Origin of the sequence: Pseudonocardia sp., assembly GCF_050246655.1 — a bacterium.
Lineage (GTDB): Bacteria > Actinomycetota > Actinomycetes > Mycobacteriales > Pseudonocardiaceae > Pseudonocardia.
In genome coordinates this window covers 13,846-30,177 of the sequence record NZ_JBFWVQ010000074.1, presented here as the reverse complement: position 1 = coordinate 30,177, position 16,332 = coordinate 13,846, and the positions used below count along the sequence as shown (strand labels likewise).

Annotated in this window: 16 protein-coding genes; 6 read left to right on the top strand and 10 right to left on the bottom strand. The window is 75.8% G+C overall.

The features are described 5' to 3' along the window. The 3 genes from AB7J25_RS21015 to AB7J25_RS21005 all read right to left on the bottom strand — a co-directional run. On the bottom strand, positions 1 to 392 hold a 392-nt coding region (locus tag AB7J25_RS21015), incomplete at its 3' end, for a nicotinate-nucleotide--dimethylbenzimidazole phosphoribosyltransferase (protein WP_428511301.1). Positions 393 to 435: 43 nt separating this feature from the next. Then, the gene (locus tag AB7J25_RS21010; protein ID WP_428511305.1) at positions 436 to 957 is read right to left on the bottom strand and encodes a bifunctional adenosylcobinamide kinase/adenosylcobinamide-phosphate guanylyltransferase; all 522 of its coding nucleotides are present in this window, start codon (positions 955 to 957) and stop codon (positions 436 to 438) included. Beyond that, a complete protein-coding gene (locus AB7J25_RS21005; protein ID WP_428511300.1) occupies positions 954 to 1,598 on the bottom strand; it encodes a DUF3043 domain-containing protein in 645 nt (214 codons plus the stop codon). The genes AB7J25_RS21010 and AB7J25_RS21005 overlap by 4 nt, the downstream gene beginning before the upstream one ends. A 69-nt stretch (positions 1,599 to 1,667) precedes the next feature. Between AB7J25_RS21005 and AB7J25_RS21000 the strand changes: the two genes are divergently transcribed. The 5 genes from AB7J25_RS21000 (at position 1,668) to AB7J25_RS20980 (ending at position 5,884) form a co-directional block, all read left to right on the top strand. Further along, a complete protein-coding gene (locus tag AB7J25_RS21000) occupies positions 1,668 to 2,786 on the top strand; it encodes a glycerate kinase family protein (protein WP_428511299.1) in 1,119 nt (372 codons plus the stop codon). 101 nt (positions 2,787 to 2,887) lie between these two features. Continuing rightward, entirely contained in the window at positions 2,888 to 3,250 is a 363-nt protein-coding gene (locus AB7J25_RS20995) for a HesB/IscA family protein (protein WP_428511298.1), read from the top strand. A 163-nt stretch (positions 3,251 to 3,413) separates the two neighbouring features. Continuing rightward, positions 3,414 to 4,352 carry a carbohydrate kinase family protein gene (locus AB7J25_RS20990; RefSeq protein WP_428511304.1) on the top strand — a complete coding sequence of 313 codons (939 nt, stop codon included), beginning with the start codon at positions 3,414 to 3,416 and terminating at the stop codon, positions 4,350 to 4,352. A 177-nt stretch (positions 4,353 to 4,529) separates the two neighbouring features. Beyond that, a complete protein-coding gene (ctaC, locus tag AB7J25_RS20985; protein ID WP_428511297.1) occupies positions 4,530 to 5,474 on the top strand; it encodes an aa3-type cytochrome oxidase subunit II in 945 nt (314 codons plus the stop codon). Positions 5,475 to 5,485: 11 nt separating this feature from the next. Next, positions 5,486 to 5,884 carry a cytochrome c oxidase subunit 4 gene (locus AB7J25_RS20980; protein WP_428511296.1) on the top strand — a complete coding sequence of 133 codons (399 nt, stop codon included), beginning with the start codon at positions 5,486 to 5,488 and terminating at the stop codon, positions 5,882 to 5,884. Between the two features lie 21 nt (positions 5,885 to 5,905). Here AB7J25_RS20980 and AB7J25_RS20975 read toward each other — a convergent pair whose 3' ends face one another. Beyond that, positions 5,906 to 7,060, bottom strand: a complete 1,155-nt coding sequence (locus AB7J25_RS20975) for an acyl-CoA dehydrogenase family protein (RefSeq protein ID WP_428511295.1) — start codon at positions 7,058 to 7,060, stop codon at positions 5,906 to 5,908. Positions 7,061 to 7,121: 61 nt separating this feature from the next. Further along, positions 7,122 to 7,769, bottom strand: a complete 648-nt coding sequence (locus AB7J25_RS20970) for an O-methyltransferase (protein ID WP_428511294.1) — start codon at positions 7,767 to 7,769, stop codon at positions 7,122 to 7,124. 18 nt (positions 7,770 to 7,787) lie between these two features. On the opposite strand from AB7J25_RS20970, the gene AB7J25_RS20965 reads away from it, so the two are divergent. Beyond that, positions 7,788 to 8,576, top strand: coding sequence for an enoyl-CoA hydratase/isomerase family protein (locus AB7J25_RS20965; protein WP_428511293.1), 789 nt, complete (start codon positions 7,788 to 7,790; stop codon positions 8,574 to 8,576). A gap of 50 nt (positions 8,577 to 8,626) precedes the next feature. Here AB7J25_RS20965 and AB7J25_RS20960 read toward each other — a convergent pair whose 3' ends face one another. From AB7J25_RS20960 to AB7J25_RS20940, 5 genes are read right to left on the bottom strand one after another with little or no spacing between them, the layout of a single operon-like run. Continuing rightward, on the bottom strand, positions 8,627 to 11,011 hold the full coding sequence (locus AB7J25_RS20960; RefSeq protein WP_428511292.1) for a hypothetical protein: 2,385 nt from the start codon (positions 11,009 to 11,011) through the stop codon (positions 8,627 to 8,629). Then, the gene (locus AB7J25_RS20955) at positions 11,008 to 12,756 is read right to left on the bottom strand and encodes an ABC transporter ATP-binding protein (RefSeq protein ID WP_428511291.1); all 1,749 of its coding nucleotides are present in this window, start codon (positions 12,754 to 12,756) and stop codon (positions 11,008 to 11,010) included. The genes AB7J25_RS20960 and AB7J25_RS20955 overlap by 4 nt, the downstream gene beginning before the upstream one ends. After that, positions 12,741 to 13,898 (bottom strand): glycosyltransferase family 4 protein, encoded by a 1,158-nt coding sequence (locus AB7J25_RS20950; protein ID WP_428511290.1) that lies wholly within the window; start codon positions 13,896 to 13,898, stop codon positions 12,741 to 12,743. Before AB7J25_RS20950 ends, AB7J25_RS20955 begins: the two co-directional genes overlap by 16 nt. Then, positions 13,895 to 15,115: a glycosyltransferase gene (locus AB7J25_RS20945; protein ID WP_428511289.1), complete on the bottom strand. Its 1,221-nt coding sequence runs from the start codon at positions 15,113 to 15,115 to the stop codon at positions 13,895 to 13,897. The genes AB7J25_RS20950 and AB7J25_RS20945 overlap by 4 nt, the downstream gene beginning before the upstream one ends. Further along, entirely contained in the window at positions 15,105 to 16,277 is a 1,173-nt protein-coding gene (locus AB7J25_RS20940; RefSeq protein ID WP_428511288.1) for a glycosyltransferase family protein, read from the bottom strand. The genes AB7J25_RS20945 and AB7J25_RS20940 overlap by 11 nt, the downstream gene beginning before the upstream one ends. Positions 16,278 to 16,332: the final 55 nt, after the last annotated feature.

Sequence of the window (16,332 nt, the reverse complement as noted above, 5' to 3'; positions counted from 1 at the left end):
GCGTCCTCCCGGTCGATCCGCCCGCTGCCCGCGCGGACGTGGTGCTCGCCCCCGCCCGTGCGCGTGCCGACGTCGACCAGCCGCACCGACGCACCCGCGACCGCGGCGGCGACCGTCACCGGCGCCGTCCGCTCCCGGGCGGCGGCGAGCAGCCGCGCCGTCGCGTCCGGCTCCCGCGCCGACACCCCCGCCGCCGCGACGCCGTGATCGGCCGCGACGACGATCACGCGGGGCTGGACGGGCGGTCGGGGCGGGCAGCCACCCTGCGCCGCGGCCAGCCACGAGGCCAGCTCGCCGAGGCGGCCGAGGCCGCCTGCGGGCACGTCGAGACGGGCGAGCCGGGCCCGCGCCGCGCGCCGGGCGTCCTCGTCCGGGCCGGTGATGGGGTGCACGGTGCCTTCCTATCGCCTCATGGCGACCCGCCGGGCCGCGAGGTCACTTCAGCCGCAGCGGCAGGCCCGCCACCAGCAGCAGGACCTCGTCGCACGCCTCGGCGAGGGCCGCGTTGAGCGCGCCCAGCTCGTCGCGGAAGAGGCGCCCGGCCCGGGTGGCGGGCACGACACCCAGCCCCACCTCCGCCGAGACCAGCACCAGCGGCGACGGGCAGGCCGCGACGGCCGCGACGAGGGCCGCGGTCCGCTCGCCGACGACCGGGGGTGGCGACGGGGCCTCCCACGCGGTGGCGTCGTCCAGCACCCCGGTGAGCCAGGTGGCCATGTCGTCGACGAGCAGCGGGGGGCCCGGCTCGCGCAGCACGTTCACCGGATCGGTGTCCTCGATCGTGGTCCACGAGGGGGGGCGGCGGGCGCGGTGCGCGGCGATCCGGGCGTCCCAGTCGTCGTCGCCCGGCCAGCGCCGCGCGGTGGCGACGTAGCGCACGGCGCCGGACCCGAGCAGGCCCTCGGCGTGCGCGGACTTCCCCGAGCGTGCTCCGCCGAGGACGAGGGTGCGGTTCAGGGGTTGTCGCCCACCTGCACGCGCGGCCGCGGCACGCGCAGCTTGCGGGGCTGGCTCGCGCGGCTGAAGGCGTACCACCCGATGGGGAACCCCTTGATCTCCTCCTTGGGGAACTTCGCGCGAGCCTTCGCCACGATCTGGCGGCCGAGCAGGACCCCCTCGATCACCATCGCGACCATGAAGCCGAACGCGAGGATGCTGATGAAGGTCTGCAGCTCCCGGAAGGGCACCAGGATCGAGACGAACACCAGCGCCGCGAGCGGCATGAACAGGCCGATGAGGTGGCGGCGGGAGTCCACGATGTCGCGAACGTAGGCCCGCAGCGGGCCGCGGTCGCGCGGCGGGAGGTAGCGGTCGTCGCCCGCGTCCATCCGCGCGCGGCGCTCCGCGGCCTGGACGCGGCGTTCCTCCTTCGACGGGCGGTTGGCCTTGGCGAGCTTCATCGCCTCGCGCTGGGTGCGCGGGGGCGGCGGGGCGGGCCCGCGGCGGCGCTTCTCGGCATCGCGGCGCTTCGGGGTGGGACGGCCCTTGCCGCCCGTGCGCCCGGTCTGGGCGTCGCCGTCCGCCGCGGCCCCGTCGGCTCCTTCGCCGGCCGCGTCCGCGGCCACCGTGCTGGGCTGGTTGCGGCGCAGGAACCTCACGAGCCAAGCCTACGGGGGGACCGGCCGAGTGAACCCGTCGGCTCCGCACGACGCGATACGGTGCGCGCCGTGCGCGTGCTGGTGGCTCCGGACTCCTTCGGCGGGACGCTGTCGGCCACGGCCGCGGCCGAGGCGATCGCCGAGGGCTGGCGACGCGCGGCACCGGGTGACGAGCTGCGGCTGGTCCCGGTCGCGGACGGCGGCACCGGGTTCGTCGAGGTGCTGCACACCGCGCTGGGCGGCGAGCTGCGCGTAACGCGGGTGACCGGCCCGTTCGGCGACCCGGTCGACGCACCGTGGCTGCTCGCGGGCACGTCGGCCTACGTCGAGTCGGCCGCCGCGTGTGGGCTGCACCACGTGCCGCGCGCGCAGCGGACGCCGGACGTGGCGCGGCGGGTCACCACCCGCGGGGTCGGCGAGCTGGTGCGCGCCGCACGGGACGCAGGCGCCACCGAGGTCGTCGTCGGGCTGGGCGGCTCGGCCACCACCGACGGCGGCGCGGGGATGCTCGCCGCGCTGGGCGCCGTGCCGGTCGGCGGGGACGGCGCCCCGCTGCCCGACGGCGGGGCGGTGCTCGCCCGCTGCGCGCGCCTCGAGGGCGGCCCGGACGTCACCGGGATCCGCCTGGTCGCCGCCGCGGACGTCGACAACCCGCTGCTCGGCCCGCACGGGGCGGCCGCCGTGTTCGGCCCCCAGAAGGGTGCGGACGACGCAGCGGTGGCCGAGCTGGATGCCGCGCTCTCCCGGTTCGCCGACGTCCTCGCCGCCGCCACCGGCACCGACCTGCGCGACGCCGCCGGCGCAGGGGCGGCGGGCGGGCTGGGCCTCGCGCTGCTCGCCCTCGGGGCGCGGCGGGTCTCGGGAGCGGGCCTCGTGCGCGAGCTCGTCGGCCTGGACACCGAGCTGGACGCGGCAGGCCTCGTCGTCAGCGGCGAGGGCAGCTTCGACTGGCAGTCCCTGCGCGGCAAGCTCGTCACGACGGTCTCGCGGGCCGCGGCCGAGCGCGGGCTGCCGTGCGTGGTGCTCGCGGGGCAGGTGACCGTGGGCCGCCGCGAGGCCGCCGCCGCGGGCGTGGACTCGGCCTACTCGGTGAGCGAGGACGCCGGCGGTGTCGAGGCGTCGATGGCCGATCCGGCGGGGACCCTGGCCGCGCTGGCCGAGCGGGTCGCGGCGCGCTGGAGCCGCTGATCCCGGTACGGACGCGCGCGGCGCGACCCCGTACGAGCCGCCGCCTATAGTGGTGTGCAGATGGTGGGAACATCGCCGCCGCCCGCGCAGTTGGGAGAGTCATGACCGTTGAGGGCACTGTGAACGCCGGCACCGAGACGCACCGCGTCGAGCTCACCGATGCGGCGGCCGTCAAGGCACGCACCCTGCTGGAGCAGGAGGGTCGCGACGACATGCACCTGCGCATCGCGGTGCAGCCCGGTGGCTGCGCGGGCCTGCGCTACCAGCTCTTCTTCGACGACCGCACCCTGGACGGCGACCTGTTCCGCGAGTTCAACGGCCTGAGGGTCGGCGTGGACCGGATGAGCGCGCCGTACCTCGACGGTGCGGTCATCGACTTCGTCGACACCATCGAGAAGCAGGGCTTCACGATCGACAACCCCAACGCGGGCGGGTCCTGCGCCTGCGGCGACTCCTTCAACTGACACCCACGGTCGGGCGCGCCACCGGCGACGCGTACCGCCACCGCCACCTTCGAGACCCCGGTCGACCGCGCACCGCGCTGACCGGGGTCTCGGCGTGCCCGGCCGGGTATCGTCATCCGTCGTGCCCATCGCCGTCTTCGGTTCCATCGCCACGGACCACCTCATGCACTTCCCGGGGCGGTTCGCAGAGCAGCTCGTCGAGGAGCACCTCGACCGCATCTCGCTGAGTTTCCTCGTCGACGACCTCACGGTCCACAAGGGTGGGTCGGGGGCCAACATCGCGTTCGGGCTCGGCGTGCTCGGGCGCTCCCCGCTCCTGGTCGGAGCCGTGGGGGCGGATTTCGCCGAGTACCGCAAGTGGCTGGAGGCGCACGGCGTGGACTGCTCGGCCGTCCTCGTCTGCGAGGACGTGCACACCGCCCGCTTCGTCTGCACCACCGACGACGACATGCGCCAGATCGGCTCGTTCTACAGCGGGGCGATGGCGCGCTCGGGGCAGATCACGCTGGAGTCGCTGTCCGGACGCGACGTCGAGCTGGTGCTGGTCGGGGCCACGGACCCGGACGCGATGGTGTCCATGTCGGGCCAGTGCCGCGAGGCAGGCATGCCGTTCGTCGCCGATGCATCGCAGCAGGTCGCGCGCATGCACGGCCCGGAGATCCGCTCGCTCGTCCGCGGCGCGCGCTTCCTCATGACCAACGACTACGAGTGGGAGCTCGTCCAGCAGAAGACCGGCTGGACGGAGGCGCAGGTCGCCGAGCAGGTCGAGATCCGCATCACCACCCTCGGCGAGCACGGGGTGCACATCGTCGCGCGCGACGGCGGCGAGCTCGTCGAGCTGAAGGTCGGCGTCGTCCCGGAGACCGGGCGGGTCGATCCCACCGGGGTCGGGGACGCGTTCCGGGCCGGGTTCCTCGCCGCCACCACCGGCGGGCTCCCGCTGGAACGTGCGGCGCAGCTGGGCTGCCTCGTCGCCGTGCAGGTGCTGGAGACCGAGGGGGCCCAGGAGTGGAAGTGGGACCGGGACACCGCCCTGGAACGGCTCCGCGACGCCTACGGGCCGGATGCCGCCGCGGAGATCGGCCCGCTGCTGCCCGGCTGAACCGGCCGCGCCGCGAGCACCCGACACGCGTGTCGGGGATCAGCTCCGTTAGGCTCTACGACGGGTCGAAGGTGGCTTTCGGGCCGCCCGCGTCCCGGGTGTCATGAGCGGTGTCGTCAGGCGGTCGGCGATCGGTCCGGAGACCGGTCGGTGCAGCATCCAGGGAGGCGGCCAGAAGTGGGCCGAGTGCAGCGCGCAGGGTGGGGTCGAGCGGCCAAGCTGGTCGGGCTCGCCGCGGTCGTCGTGCCTCTGACCAGCGGTTGCTCGCTGGAGGAGGCGCTTCGCTTCGGTTGGCCGGTCGGGGTCACGCCGCAGGCGCACGCGATGCGCGAGCTGTGGACGTGGTCCGCGGTCGCCGCGCTCGTCGTCGGCGCGATCACCTGGGGCGCGATGTTCTGGGCGATGATCTTCCATCGCAAGCGCAAGGGCGACACCGACGAGATCCCGCGCCAGACGCAGTACAACCTCCCCGTAGAGATCGTGTTCACGGTCGTCCCGACGGTGATCGTGGCGGTGCTGTTCGGCTTCACCGTCCTGGTGCAGAACTACGTCGAGACCGACCAGCCGGATCCCGACCTCCGCGTGGGCATCGAGGCGTTCCAGTGGAACTGGGAGTTCCACTACCCGGACACGCCGGACGCGGCCGGCCGCCCGGTCAGCACCATCGGCACGAGCGACGTCATCCCGATCCTCGTGCTGCCCACGGACCGGCGCATCGAGTTCGAGCAGCGCTCGGTGGACGTCATCCACTCCTTCTTCGTGCCGGAGTTCCTGTTCAAGCGCGACGTCTTCCCGATGCCCGAGGTCAACGACCAGGACTTCACCTGGCAGATCGACCGCATCGAGCGTGAGGGTGCCTTCGTCGGCCGCTGCGCCGAGCTGTGCGGTGCCTACCACTCGATGATGAACTTCGAGGTCCGCGCCCTGAACCCCCAGCGCTTCGACCAGTGGCTCGCACTGCGCACCCAGATCAACCCGGCGACCAACGCGCCCTACACCACGGGCGAGGCGCTGCAGGCGCTCGGCTGCGGGGAGCTGTGCTCGCCGGTCGCGACGACCACGACGCCGTTCCCCACCAACCGTGAGCAGCGGTCCGCGCCGCAGCCGGTCACCGGAAGCTGAGAGGGAGAGCCATGAAGGTCGAGGCCCGTATCTTCGACGTCTGCACGGCGTTCTTCTTCCTCGCGGCGATCGTCTACACGGTGCTCACCCAGGAGTCGGTCGGCGTCGCCGGCCTCTGGCTCACGGGCGGGCTGTCGCTCATCATCGGCACGTACTTCCGGTTCGTCGCGCGACGGCTCGAGGAGCGGCCGGAGGACAATCCGGAGGCGGAGGTCTCGGACGGCGCGGGCGAGGTCGGCTTCTTCTCGCCCGGCAGCTACTGGCCGGTCACGCTGGCCCTTGCAGCGGCGTTCCTCGGGTTGTCGCTCGCGTTCTGGCACATCTGGATGATCGGCTTCGGCCTCGTGTTCGTGCTGGTGGCGGTCGCCGGGCTGGTGTTCGAGTACCACGTGCGCCCGTCGCACCACTGACGGGCGGCGGCTCGGCGGGCGTCAACGGGCCGCGTCGCCCAGTGCCTGCCGGGCGATGATCACCTGCTGGATCTGGCTCGTCCCCTCGTAGATCCGGAACAGGCGGGCGTCGCGGAAGAAGCGCTCCACCGCGACCCCGCGCATGTACCCGGCGCCCCCGTGGACCTGCACCGCGCGGTCCGCGACGCGGCCCACCATCTCGCTGGCGAAGTACTTCGCCGCCGCGGGTCCCGCCACCCTGTCCGTCCCGGCGTCGTAGGCCCGGGCGACCTCGAGGACGAGGGCGCGGCCCGCGTAGTGGTCGGTCATGGAGTCCGCGATCAGGCCCTGGACGAGCTGGAACGACGCGATCGGCTGCCCGCCCTGCCGTCGGGTGCGGGCGAACTCGACGGACTCGTGGACCAGCCGCCCGGCCATCCCGACGCACAGTGCCGCGATGTGCGCGCGACCGTGGGCGAGGCACTTGGCGGCGATGCGGAATCCCCGGTCCACGCCCGCCTCGCCGCCGACGAGCCCGTCGGCGGGCACGCGGACGCCGTCGAGGTGCACGTCGGCGGTCCACGCCCCGGCCTGGCCCATCTTGCGGTCCTTCGGGCCGATCGAGAGCCCGGGCGTGCCGGCGGGGACGAGGAACGCCGAGATGCCGCGGTTGCCGGGCGCCTCGCGGTTCGTCCGCGCGAAGACCATGATCACGTCTGCGACCGGGGCGTTGGTGATGTAGCGCTTGGAGCCGTCGAGCACCCAGTCCGGGCCGTCGCGACGGGCGCGGGTGGCGAGCGTGGACGGGTCCGAACCGGCGTCCGCCTCGGTGAGCCCGAACGATGCGGTGACCTCACCGGAGGCGAGCCGCGGCAGCCAGGACTTGCGCTGCTCATCGGTGCCGCCCTGGAGCAAGACCTGGCCGGCGATGCCGTTGTTCGTGCCGAACAGCGACCGCAGCGCCGGGGTCGTCCAGCCGAGCTCGAAGGCGAGCTGCGCCTCCTCGGTGAGGTTCATGCCGAGCCCGCCGTACTCCTCGGGGATGGCGAACCCGTAGAGCCCCATCGCCTTGCACGCGGCGACGATCTCGGGCGGGACGGCGTTCTCGTCGTCGATGCGCTCCTCCAGGGGCACCACCCGGGTGCGGACGAAGTCGCGAACGGAGGCGAGCACGGCAGCCAGGTCCTCGGCGTCCATGCCGCCCACGCTAGATCAGGCGAGCGGCGGGCCACAGCCGTCGCGGAGCCGTCAGCGCCGATCAGAGCCGTAGCGCGATCGCGAACCCGTCGTGGCCCTTGCTGCCGACGGTCTGGATCGCGGTCGCGACGACCCGCGGATCGGCGGCCATCGCCGCCAGGGCGCGGCGGGAGCCCACGGCGTTCGGATCCTCGCCCGCGACGACGGTCCCGTGGCGCACCACGTTGTCCACCACGATCAGGCCGCCGGGGCGGGTGAGCTCCACCGCGCGGGCGAAGTACTCGGCGTTGGACGGCTTGTCGGCGTCGGCGAAGACCAGGTCGAACGGTCCGTCCAGCGCGGCGACCGTCTCCAGCGCCGGGCCGACGACGACGTCGACCCGCCCGCCGAGCCCTGCCCGTTCGAGGTTCGCGCGCGCGACGTCGGCATGGTGCGGATCGACCTCGCACGTGACGAGCCTGCCGTCCGCCGGGAGGGCGCGGGCCAGCCAGATCGTCGAGTACCCGCCGAGCGTCCCGATCTCCAGGATCCGCCGCGCCCCGACCGCGCGGGCCAGGAGGTGCAGCAACCTGCCCTGGGGTGGGGAGACGTCGATCGGGGGCAGGCCGGCCTCGGCGTTGGTGGCGAGGGCGGCGTCCAGCGCCACGTCTTCGCCGACGAACAGGTCGGTGAGGAAGGCGTCGGTCTCGATCCAGGAGTCATCGTTCACGGGCCTATCGTCGCCCCCATGACCGATGTGTACGACCGCTTCCCCGCCCTGCGGTTCGACCGGCCCGAGGACACGATCCTGCGGATCACCCTCGACGGCCCGAACCTCAACGCCGTCGGCACGGCCGAGCACGAGCAGCTCGCCGACGTGTGGCCGGTGATCGACCGGGATCCGTCGGTCCGCGTGGCCGTCGTGCAGGGAGCCGGGCGGGCGTTCTCGGCAGGCGGTTCGTTCGACCTCGTCCAGGAGATGGCCGATGACCCGGTCGTCCGCACGCGGGTGCTGCGGGAGGCGCGCGACCTCGTCTACAACGTGATCAACTGCTCGACACCGATCGTGTCGGCCATCCACGGGCCCGCGGTCGGGGCGGGGCTCGCGGTGGCGCTGCTCGCGGACGTCTCCGTCGCCGGGCGGACGGCGAAGATCGTCGACGGGCACACGCGGCTGGGTGTCGCGGCGGGCGACCACGCGGTGATCAGCTGGCCGCTGCTGTGCGGGATGGCGAAGGCCAAGTACTACCTGCTGACGTGCGAGGCCCTCACCGGGGAGGAGGCCGAGCGGATCGGACTCGTCTCGGTCTGCGTGGACGACGACCAGGTGCACGACCGGGCCCTGGAGATCGCCCGGAAGCTCGCGGCGGGCTCGCCCAGCGCCGTCACGTTCACGAAGTACGCGCTCAACAACTGGTACCGCAGCGCCGGGCCGGCGTTCGACGCGTCGCTCGCGCTGGAGTTCTACGGCTTCGGGCTGCCGGACGTGGCCGAGGGCATCGCGGCGCACCGGGAGCGGCGCCCGCCGCGGTTCTGACCGGCCTCGACGGCCCGACCGGTGCCGACCGTGCCCGCCGGGCGGCGGGTTCACGGGATCCGCCAGGGGTCGGGCGTGGCGGCGAGGATCGCGAGCCGCCGGACGAGATGCGGTCGGGCGGGGCGGAAGGTGTAGACCGCGGCCAGTCGCAGCAGCGTGGCCGCGGTGTAGGCGGCGACCGCGGCGGGCGGGAGGGCCGCGACGCCCGCTGCGGCGTGCAGGGCGGTCGCGCACCGGCGCGCGGTGTCGGTGGTGCAGTGCCCCTGCAGGTGGCGCAGGTGCAGGTGGGCGAGCAGGTTGGCGGCGTCGACGGCGGGATCGGCGGCACAGAGGGTGTCGAGGTCGAGAAGGCCGACGGCGCGGTCCGGGCCGGCGACGGCGAGGACCTGCTTGTCGTGCAGGTCCCGGTGGCACGCCGTCCACGCCGGCTCGGGCAGGGCGGCGAGCCGGGGGAGGGCCGCGTCGGCGTGGTCGGCGAGATCCGTGCCTGCCCAGCCGTCGGCGTCGTCGAGCCAGCGCCGCAGCACGCGGGCCTCGGCGTCGGCGTCGTGGCGGGGCAGCCCGGCGACCGGGATCGTGGCGAGCGCGCCGAGCGCCGCCCCGATCCAAGCGGTCAGCTCGGTGGCGGCAGCGGGGTCGTCGCGGAGCAGCTCGTGCAGGGACGGTCCGGGCACCGGGTCCAGCACGACCTGTCCGGCGGCGGGGTCGTGGGCGTGCACCGCCGGGACGATCGGCGCGTCCGGGAGGCCGGCTAGGTGCCGCGGCGCGCGGCGCAGCCCGTCGACCACCGCGCCGGTGCGCCCCGGGCGCACGACCTTGACGTAGCGGCCGTCGGCCCGGCGCAGCACCGCGCGCCGTCCCGGCCGGTGGCCGAGCAGCACCGCACCCGGCTCGCGCAGCGCCGGCGCGAGCGCGGGCAGCGCGGAGTCGGCGCCGGCGAGGAGCCGCGTGCGGTCGTCGGTGACGAGCGCGGCCAGCACGGTGCCGTGCGCGGTGCGGGTCTCGACGGCGAGGCCGTCCCGGTGCGGCCACGCCCGCCGGACCTGCAGCGACGTCGGAAGCCGGCGCAGCGCGCGCAGTGCGGGCGCCGTCCGCGTGGCGGGCGGTGGGGGCGGCGCACCGGTTGCGGCGGGCCGGGAGGCGGTCCCCGCGGGATGCGGTGGGGCGGGCGCGAGGTCGCGCGCCGCCCCCTCCGCGCGGTCCAGCAGCTGGGACGTGAGCCGCGGCCAGCCGGGCCGCAGCCGACGGAACGGCTCCGGCGCGCGCAGCAGCGCCGCCGCCAGCACGAGGATCGGCCCGGTGGGGCCAGGCGCGGCCGCCGCCGGGGCAGTCGGGGGCGCCGCGGCGAGCTGCGCGACCTCCCAGGTCGCGCCGTCCCAGCCGGCGGGGCCGCGAGCGGCGCGGTCCAGGTCGAGCAGGATCGCGCGGCCGCAGGCGACGACGACCTGGTCCGGGCTGAGGTCGCCGTGGACGAGCGTGCCCGCGGGGGGCCAGCGGCCGGCCGTGCAGGCCTGCTGCAGTGCGTGGACCAGCGCGGCGAGGCGGTCCCGCTCCGCGGGCAGGGTGGCGGCGACCGCGTGGGCGGCGGCCTGGGCGGCGGGCAGGATGGCGACCTCGTCGAGCACCGGCAACCCGGCGGGGACGGGCGTCGCGTGCAGGGCGGCGACCGCGGCCCGAACGGCGGCGTGGTCGGCAGGCAGGTCGGCGGCGTCGTCGGCAGGCAGGTCGGAGGGGCCGTCGGCGGGGTCCCCGCGAGCACCGTCCGGCTCGACGGTGGCGTGCTGCACCGGAGCCGCCGCCCGGTCGCCGCGGGATCCCCGCAGGTCACCGGGCACCCAGGCCGAGCGGAGGACACGACCGCCGTGGTCGGCGTGCGCCGCAGGGAGGTGGACGGCGAGGCCCGGTGGGGGGTTCGTCACGAGGTTCGTGACGTCCGCGGGCGGTGCGACGGCGTGCACCTTCAGCGCCCACCCGCCGGCCCTGCCCACCCAGCGGCGGGCCGGGTTGTAGGCAAGGGCGGGATCGGCGGGGACGAGCGGGGCGAGGTTCGGGTCGGCGCGCGCCGGGACGGCGACGAGCGACCCCGCCCGGTACGCGGGCAGGTCGAGCCGGCGGGCGTGCGCGGCGAGCGCGTCGGCCTTGCGGCCCGGCCCGAACGAGGCCACCAGCACGGCCGCCGGGCCGTGTGCGGTGGGCACCACCGCGCCCAGCCGCACGTTCGTCCCGGGCTTCCAGCGGAGCCGGACCGCGGCGGCCGCCCCGTCGGGGTCGTCGAGCCACGGCAGGCGGTCCAGCAGCGCGGCGAGCCACGGGCGGTGGACGAGTACGTCCAGCTCGGGCAGCGCGGGGTCCTCGGGCCCCGCCGCGGGGGGCGCGGTCGGCACGCCGGGCTGGGCGCCAGGGACGCCGCGCCCCCCGACCCGCGCCGCCGTCATCGCGCACCCCCCGCGACCCGGCCCGGATCGACGATGCGGCCCCCGTCGATCCGCACGATCCGGTCGCACGTGTCGAGCAGCTCCCCGTGGTGCCCGACGACCAGGACCGTCCGGCCCGCGGTGAGCCGGTCCAGCGCCCGCAGGACGGCAGCCCGGCTGGCCGCGTCCAAGCCGGTGGTGGGCTCGTCGAGCAGCACCACCGGCGCGTTCCGCAGCAGCGCCCGCGCCACGGCGAGGCGCTGGCGCTGCCCGCCGGACAGGGAGTCGCCGCGCTCGGCGAGGACCGTGTCGTAGCCCTGCGGGAGCCGGCGGACGAAGCCGTCGGCGTCCGCCGCCCGGGCGGCGGCCTCCACCTCCGCGTCGGTGGCGGACGGGCGGGCCAACCGGATGTTCTCCCGCACGGTGCCGGCGAAGAGCACCGAGTCCTGCAGGATGACGGCGGTGGCGGCCCGCACCGACTCCAGGGTGAGGTCGCGGACGTCGTGGCCGTCGAGGAGCACGCGTCCGGAGTCGGGTTCGAGCATCCGCAGCAGCAGCGCGACCAGCGTCGACTTGCCCGCTCCGCTCGGCCCGACCACCCCGACCCGCTCCCCGGGGCGGACGTGCAGCGATGCGCCGCGCAGCACCGGCGGGCCCGGCCCGTGGGAGACGGTGACGTCCTCCAGGCACAGGTCGCCGCGGGGCTCGCGCAGCGGTCGTGCGCCCGGCGCGTCGGCGACGTCGGGCTCGGCGTCGAGCAGCTCCGCCACCCGCTCGCCGGATGCGGTGGCGCGGGCGATGCGGCCGGTGTACTTGGCGAGGTTGCGCAGCGGCTTGAAGACGCTCTTGAGGTAGCTGACGAACACGACGAGCTCGCCGAGGGTCAGCGCGCCGTCGACGACGCGCGACGTCCCGATCAGCAGGATGATGGCGGTGGCGGCGCCGACGAGCAGGTCCGTGCGGCGTTCCAGGCCCGCGGCGAGGCGCTGGCTGCGGACGCCGCTGCGCAGGCCGGCGACGTTGTCGGTGTCGAAGCGGGCGGCCAGGGCGTCCTCCAGGCGGTAGGCCTGCACGACGCGGACGGCGGCGAGGGTCTCGCCGACCTGCCCGGCGAGGCGCCCCTCGGTGCGGCGCTGCTCGCGGGCCGCGGCCGTCACCCGCTCGCCCGCGCGTCCCATCGCCGCCAGGAACAGCGGCACTGCGACCAGCACGACCAGGGCGAGGACCGGGTCGAGCACCACCATGACGACGGCCATCCCGGCGAAGGTGACGACGTTGCCGAGCAGCGGGAGCCCCGCCGTGACGGCGACCTCCTGCAGGCGGGTGATGTCCGCGGTGAGGCGGGAGAGCAGGTCGCCGCTGGAACCCGACTGGTGGTAGCGCAGCGACTGACGCAGCAGCTTCTGGTAGGCGGCGGCGCGCAGCCGGATCGTCACCCGGGAGCCGACGGTGGCGAAGCAGACCGTCGCCGCGTAGGCGGCCGCGGCCCGCAGCCCGACGGCGAGCAGCAGCCCTGCGGCGGCGAGGACGGCCAGGGCGGGCAGCCCGAGCACCGTCCCGTTCGGCAGCGGCTCGCCGGCGAGTGCCGCCGGCACGATCTCGTCGATGACGATCTTGAGTGGCCAGGGCTCGGCGAGGGTGGCGAGCACCTCGACGAACACCGCGAGCAGCCCGAGGGCGACGAGCGCGCGTTCGCGGCGCAGCAGTGGCAGCAGGTGGCGCAGGGTGGTGCGCAGGCCGGTGGCGGCGATCAGGTCCAGCCGCACGGCGGCCCTCCTCCCGCCGGTTCGCGGACGAGGCCGAGCGTCCGGTCGACGACGGCCGACCAGGACATGCGCGCGACGGCGGCCGACCGCCCGGCCTGGGCGAGGCGGTCCGCGAGCGCCGGATCCGTGGCGACCCGCGCGAGCGCGTCCGCCGTCGCGACGACGTCGCCGGGCGGGACGAGGAGGGCCTCGGTGCCGTCCGCGACGAGGTCGGGGAGGTCCGCGATCGCGCTCGCGACGGTCGGCAGCCCCGTGGCCAGGTACTCCGCGACCTTCAGCGGGGAGAAGTAGTGCTCGCCCGCCGGGTAGCCGGCGACGGCGATCGCGGCCCGCCGCAGCGCGGCCGGCACGTCCGACGGGATCAGCGCTCCGGTGCTCTCGACCGGCACCCGGGCGGCCCGCGCCCTGGCGACGGTGCCGGCCCGCTCGGGCCCGTCGCCCACCAGCAGCAGGCGCAGCGGCGCCTGGTCCCTGGCGAGCGCGGTGGCGTCCACCATCAGGTCCAGGCCGTGCCAGGCCTTGAACGTGCCGGCGAACACCACCACCGGCTCGGACGGTCGCCGAGCGGGGGAGAAGCGGGTGGTGTCGACGCCGTTGCCGATCACGGGGATCGCGCGGCGCAACGGGTCCAGCCCCTCCGCCCACCGGGCCACCGGCCGCGCCACCGCGAACGGCGCGGACGCCGCGCGCAGCACGCGGCGGGTGTACCGGACCGCGGCCTCGGCGTCGTGCAGGCCGCGGTGGCGGGCCTGCTCGACGGGCAGCGGCGCGTTGATCTCCAGGACGACCGGGATCCCGAGCGCCCGGGCGGTCTCCGCGACGGCGGCGCTCCACAGCGAGTAGCGCTGGTAGACCAGCGCGACGGGCTCAGAGCCGCAGATCGACGCCAGCACCCGGGCCGCGGCGGCGTCGGCGGTGCGCTGCGCGGCCTCCCTGGCGGCCACGTCCGGGCCGGACGGCCGCTCCAGGGCGTGGACCACCACCCGGGGCAGCGGCGTCCCGCCGGGCCGGGTCGTGACCAGATGCACCCGGTCGAACCGGCGCCCGAGCTCCCGCAGCACCTCCTGGACGCGCACCGAGCAGCCCTTGCTGCCGAACGCCGGCACGCCGGGGTCGGTCACCACGTGGACGGCACTCGTCACGCGACCACCGCCTCGGGTGCCCCGACCCGCAGCCGGGCCAGCTCGCGGGCCTGCAGCCTGCGGTCGAAGTGCCGCTCGACGTGCACCCGCGCCGCCGTCGCCAGCCGGACGCGCAACGTGGCGTCGTCCAGCACCCGCTCGATCGCCCTGGCGAGGGCGCCCGGGTCGCGTTCCCCGACGAGCAGGCCGGTGCGGTCGGCGAGGACGGCCTCCGGGATGCCGGCGACCGGTGTGGACACGCAGGGTGTCCCGACCGCCATCGCCTCCAGCAGCACCGTCGGCAGGCCGTCGCGGTCGCCGTCGGCGGCGTGCACGCACGGAGCGACCAGCACGCTCGCCGCCGCCACGACCTCCTGCACCCGGTGGGCCGGCAGGGGCCCGTGGAAGTCGACGAGGTCGTCCAGCCCGAGCGCCGCGACCTGCGCCCGTGCCTCGCGCGCCAGCACGCCCTCCCCGACCACGTCCAGGCCGACCCGATCGATGCCGTCGCGGCGGCGCTCGTGGAGCAGCGCGACGGCGTCGATGAGGTCGGGCAGGCCCTTCTTCTCCACCAGCCGCCCCACGAAGGCGATGCGGCCGTTGCGCACCGCCGGGCTCGAAAAGGGCAGCGCCGCGACGTCCAGCCCGTTGTGGACGCGGTGGATGCGCGCGCCCGGGCCGAAGCGTTCGTGCAGCCAGCCGCGGTTGAACGCGCTCACCGTGACGACGTGGTGGGCGTCGGCGATCTTGCGGCGCAGGTCCTGCTCGTCGACGGAGGTGTGGAAGATGTCCTTCGCGTGCGCGGTGAACGAGTACGGCACGCCGGTGATCCGCGACGCCAGCCGCGCGACGGTCGTCGCGAGCGTCGCGAAGTGGGCGTGCAGGTGGGTCACCCCGCTGCGCACGGTCCAGCGCGCCACCCGCAGCACCTGCGCCGCGTCGGCGGGGTCGAGGGCGAGCAGCTCGGGAAGCACGGGCCCGAGGCCGGGCAGCTCCCGGTGCGCCACGGCGAGGTCGTCCCACAGGGACACGGCGGTGTGCGGCACGTCGATCCAGGTCACCGGCGCGCGGACGCTCGCGACGGCCGGATGGAACCACGGGTCGCCCGGTGCCCGCAGGCTCGCGACGGCGAGCTCCTCGCCCGCCTCCTCCCGGCCGAGCAGCTCGGAGACGATGAAGGTCTCGGACAGGCGCGGGTAGCGCTTGAGCACGTACCCGACGCGGGCGTCATCCCGCACGGCGGGCCTCCTCCAGGTGGGCGCGGGCGAGCCGCCCGACGCGGGTCATCCCGTCCAGGTCGATCCCCGTCCGGGGGGTGCGGGGCCGACGAGCGGCCTCGGACAGCCACGCCCCGAGCAGGGCGGGCGTGAGGTCGGCGGGGTGCAGGTCGTCGACGGCGCCGCGCTCGGACAGGCGCCGGGCGCGCACGAGCTGCTCCGCACGGGGCGCCACCCGCGGCACCACCAGCACCGGGACGTCCGTGGCGAGCAGCTCCGCGACGGTGTTGTAGCCGCCCATGCAGACGACGGCCGCGGCGCGGCGTGCCCACGCGGCCGGGTCCTCGCAGAAGTCGACGACACACAGCCCCGGGTGTGCGGCTCGCAGCGTGTCCGCGACCGTCGAGGGCAGGTGCGGGCCCGTGACCAGCACGGGCGTCGTCCCCGTCGGCCGTGGCGCGCGCGCGAACGCCTGCGCCAGTGCGGCCCCGTCCTGGCCGCCGCCGAGCAGGCACAGCGTGAACGGACCCTCCGGCGGGGGGACGTCGGCGGTGGGGCGGCCCGCGGCGAGGAACCCGGTGTAGGTGAGGAGGCGGCGCACGCTCGGGGGGACGGCGCAGTCGGCGGCGAGATCGCTCACCCGGCGGTCGCCGTACACCCAGACCTCGTCGTAGTGCTCGCGCAGCGCCTCGGTCGTCCGCAGCCGGCGCCACTCCGCGGTGGCTGCGGCCGGGGCGTCGAGCACGTCACGCAGGCCCAGGACCAGCCGGGTCCCGCGGTCGCGCAGGGCGCGCAGCGCCGGCTCGAGTTCGCCACGGAACCCGCGCGCCACCTTGTCGACGACCATCAGGTCGGGCGCGAACGCCGTGAGCGCCGACCGGAGCACGTCGCGGCGCAGTGCCACCACGTCGTCCACCGGGGCGGTGAGGCGTCGGCTGCGGTAGGTGCCGTCGTCGCGCTTGGCGATCCCCGGCAGGACCAGCACGTCCACCCCGGGCGGCAGCGGGAAGCGGCCCACCTCCCGCGCCCCCGTCAGCACCAGGGCCTCCCGGGCCCCGGCCGCCCGCAGCGCCGCCGACAGGGCCAGGTTGCGACGCAGGTGGCCCAGGCCCATCGTGTCGTGGCCGTAGAGCGCCACCCGTCCGTTCACCGCGCGCTCCCCGGGTGTCCGTCCGATGTTCACCTGATGAGCCTGCGAGCCGGACGTGAAGGGCTCCTGAGGGTCGGATGAGGGGGCC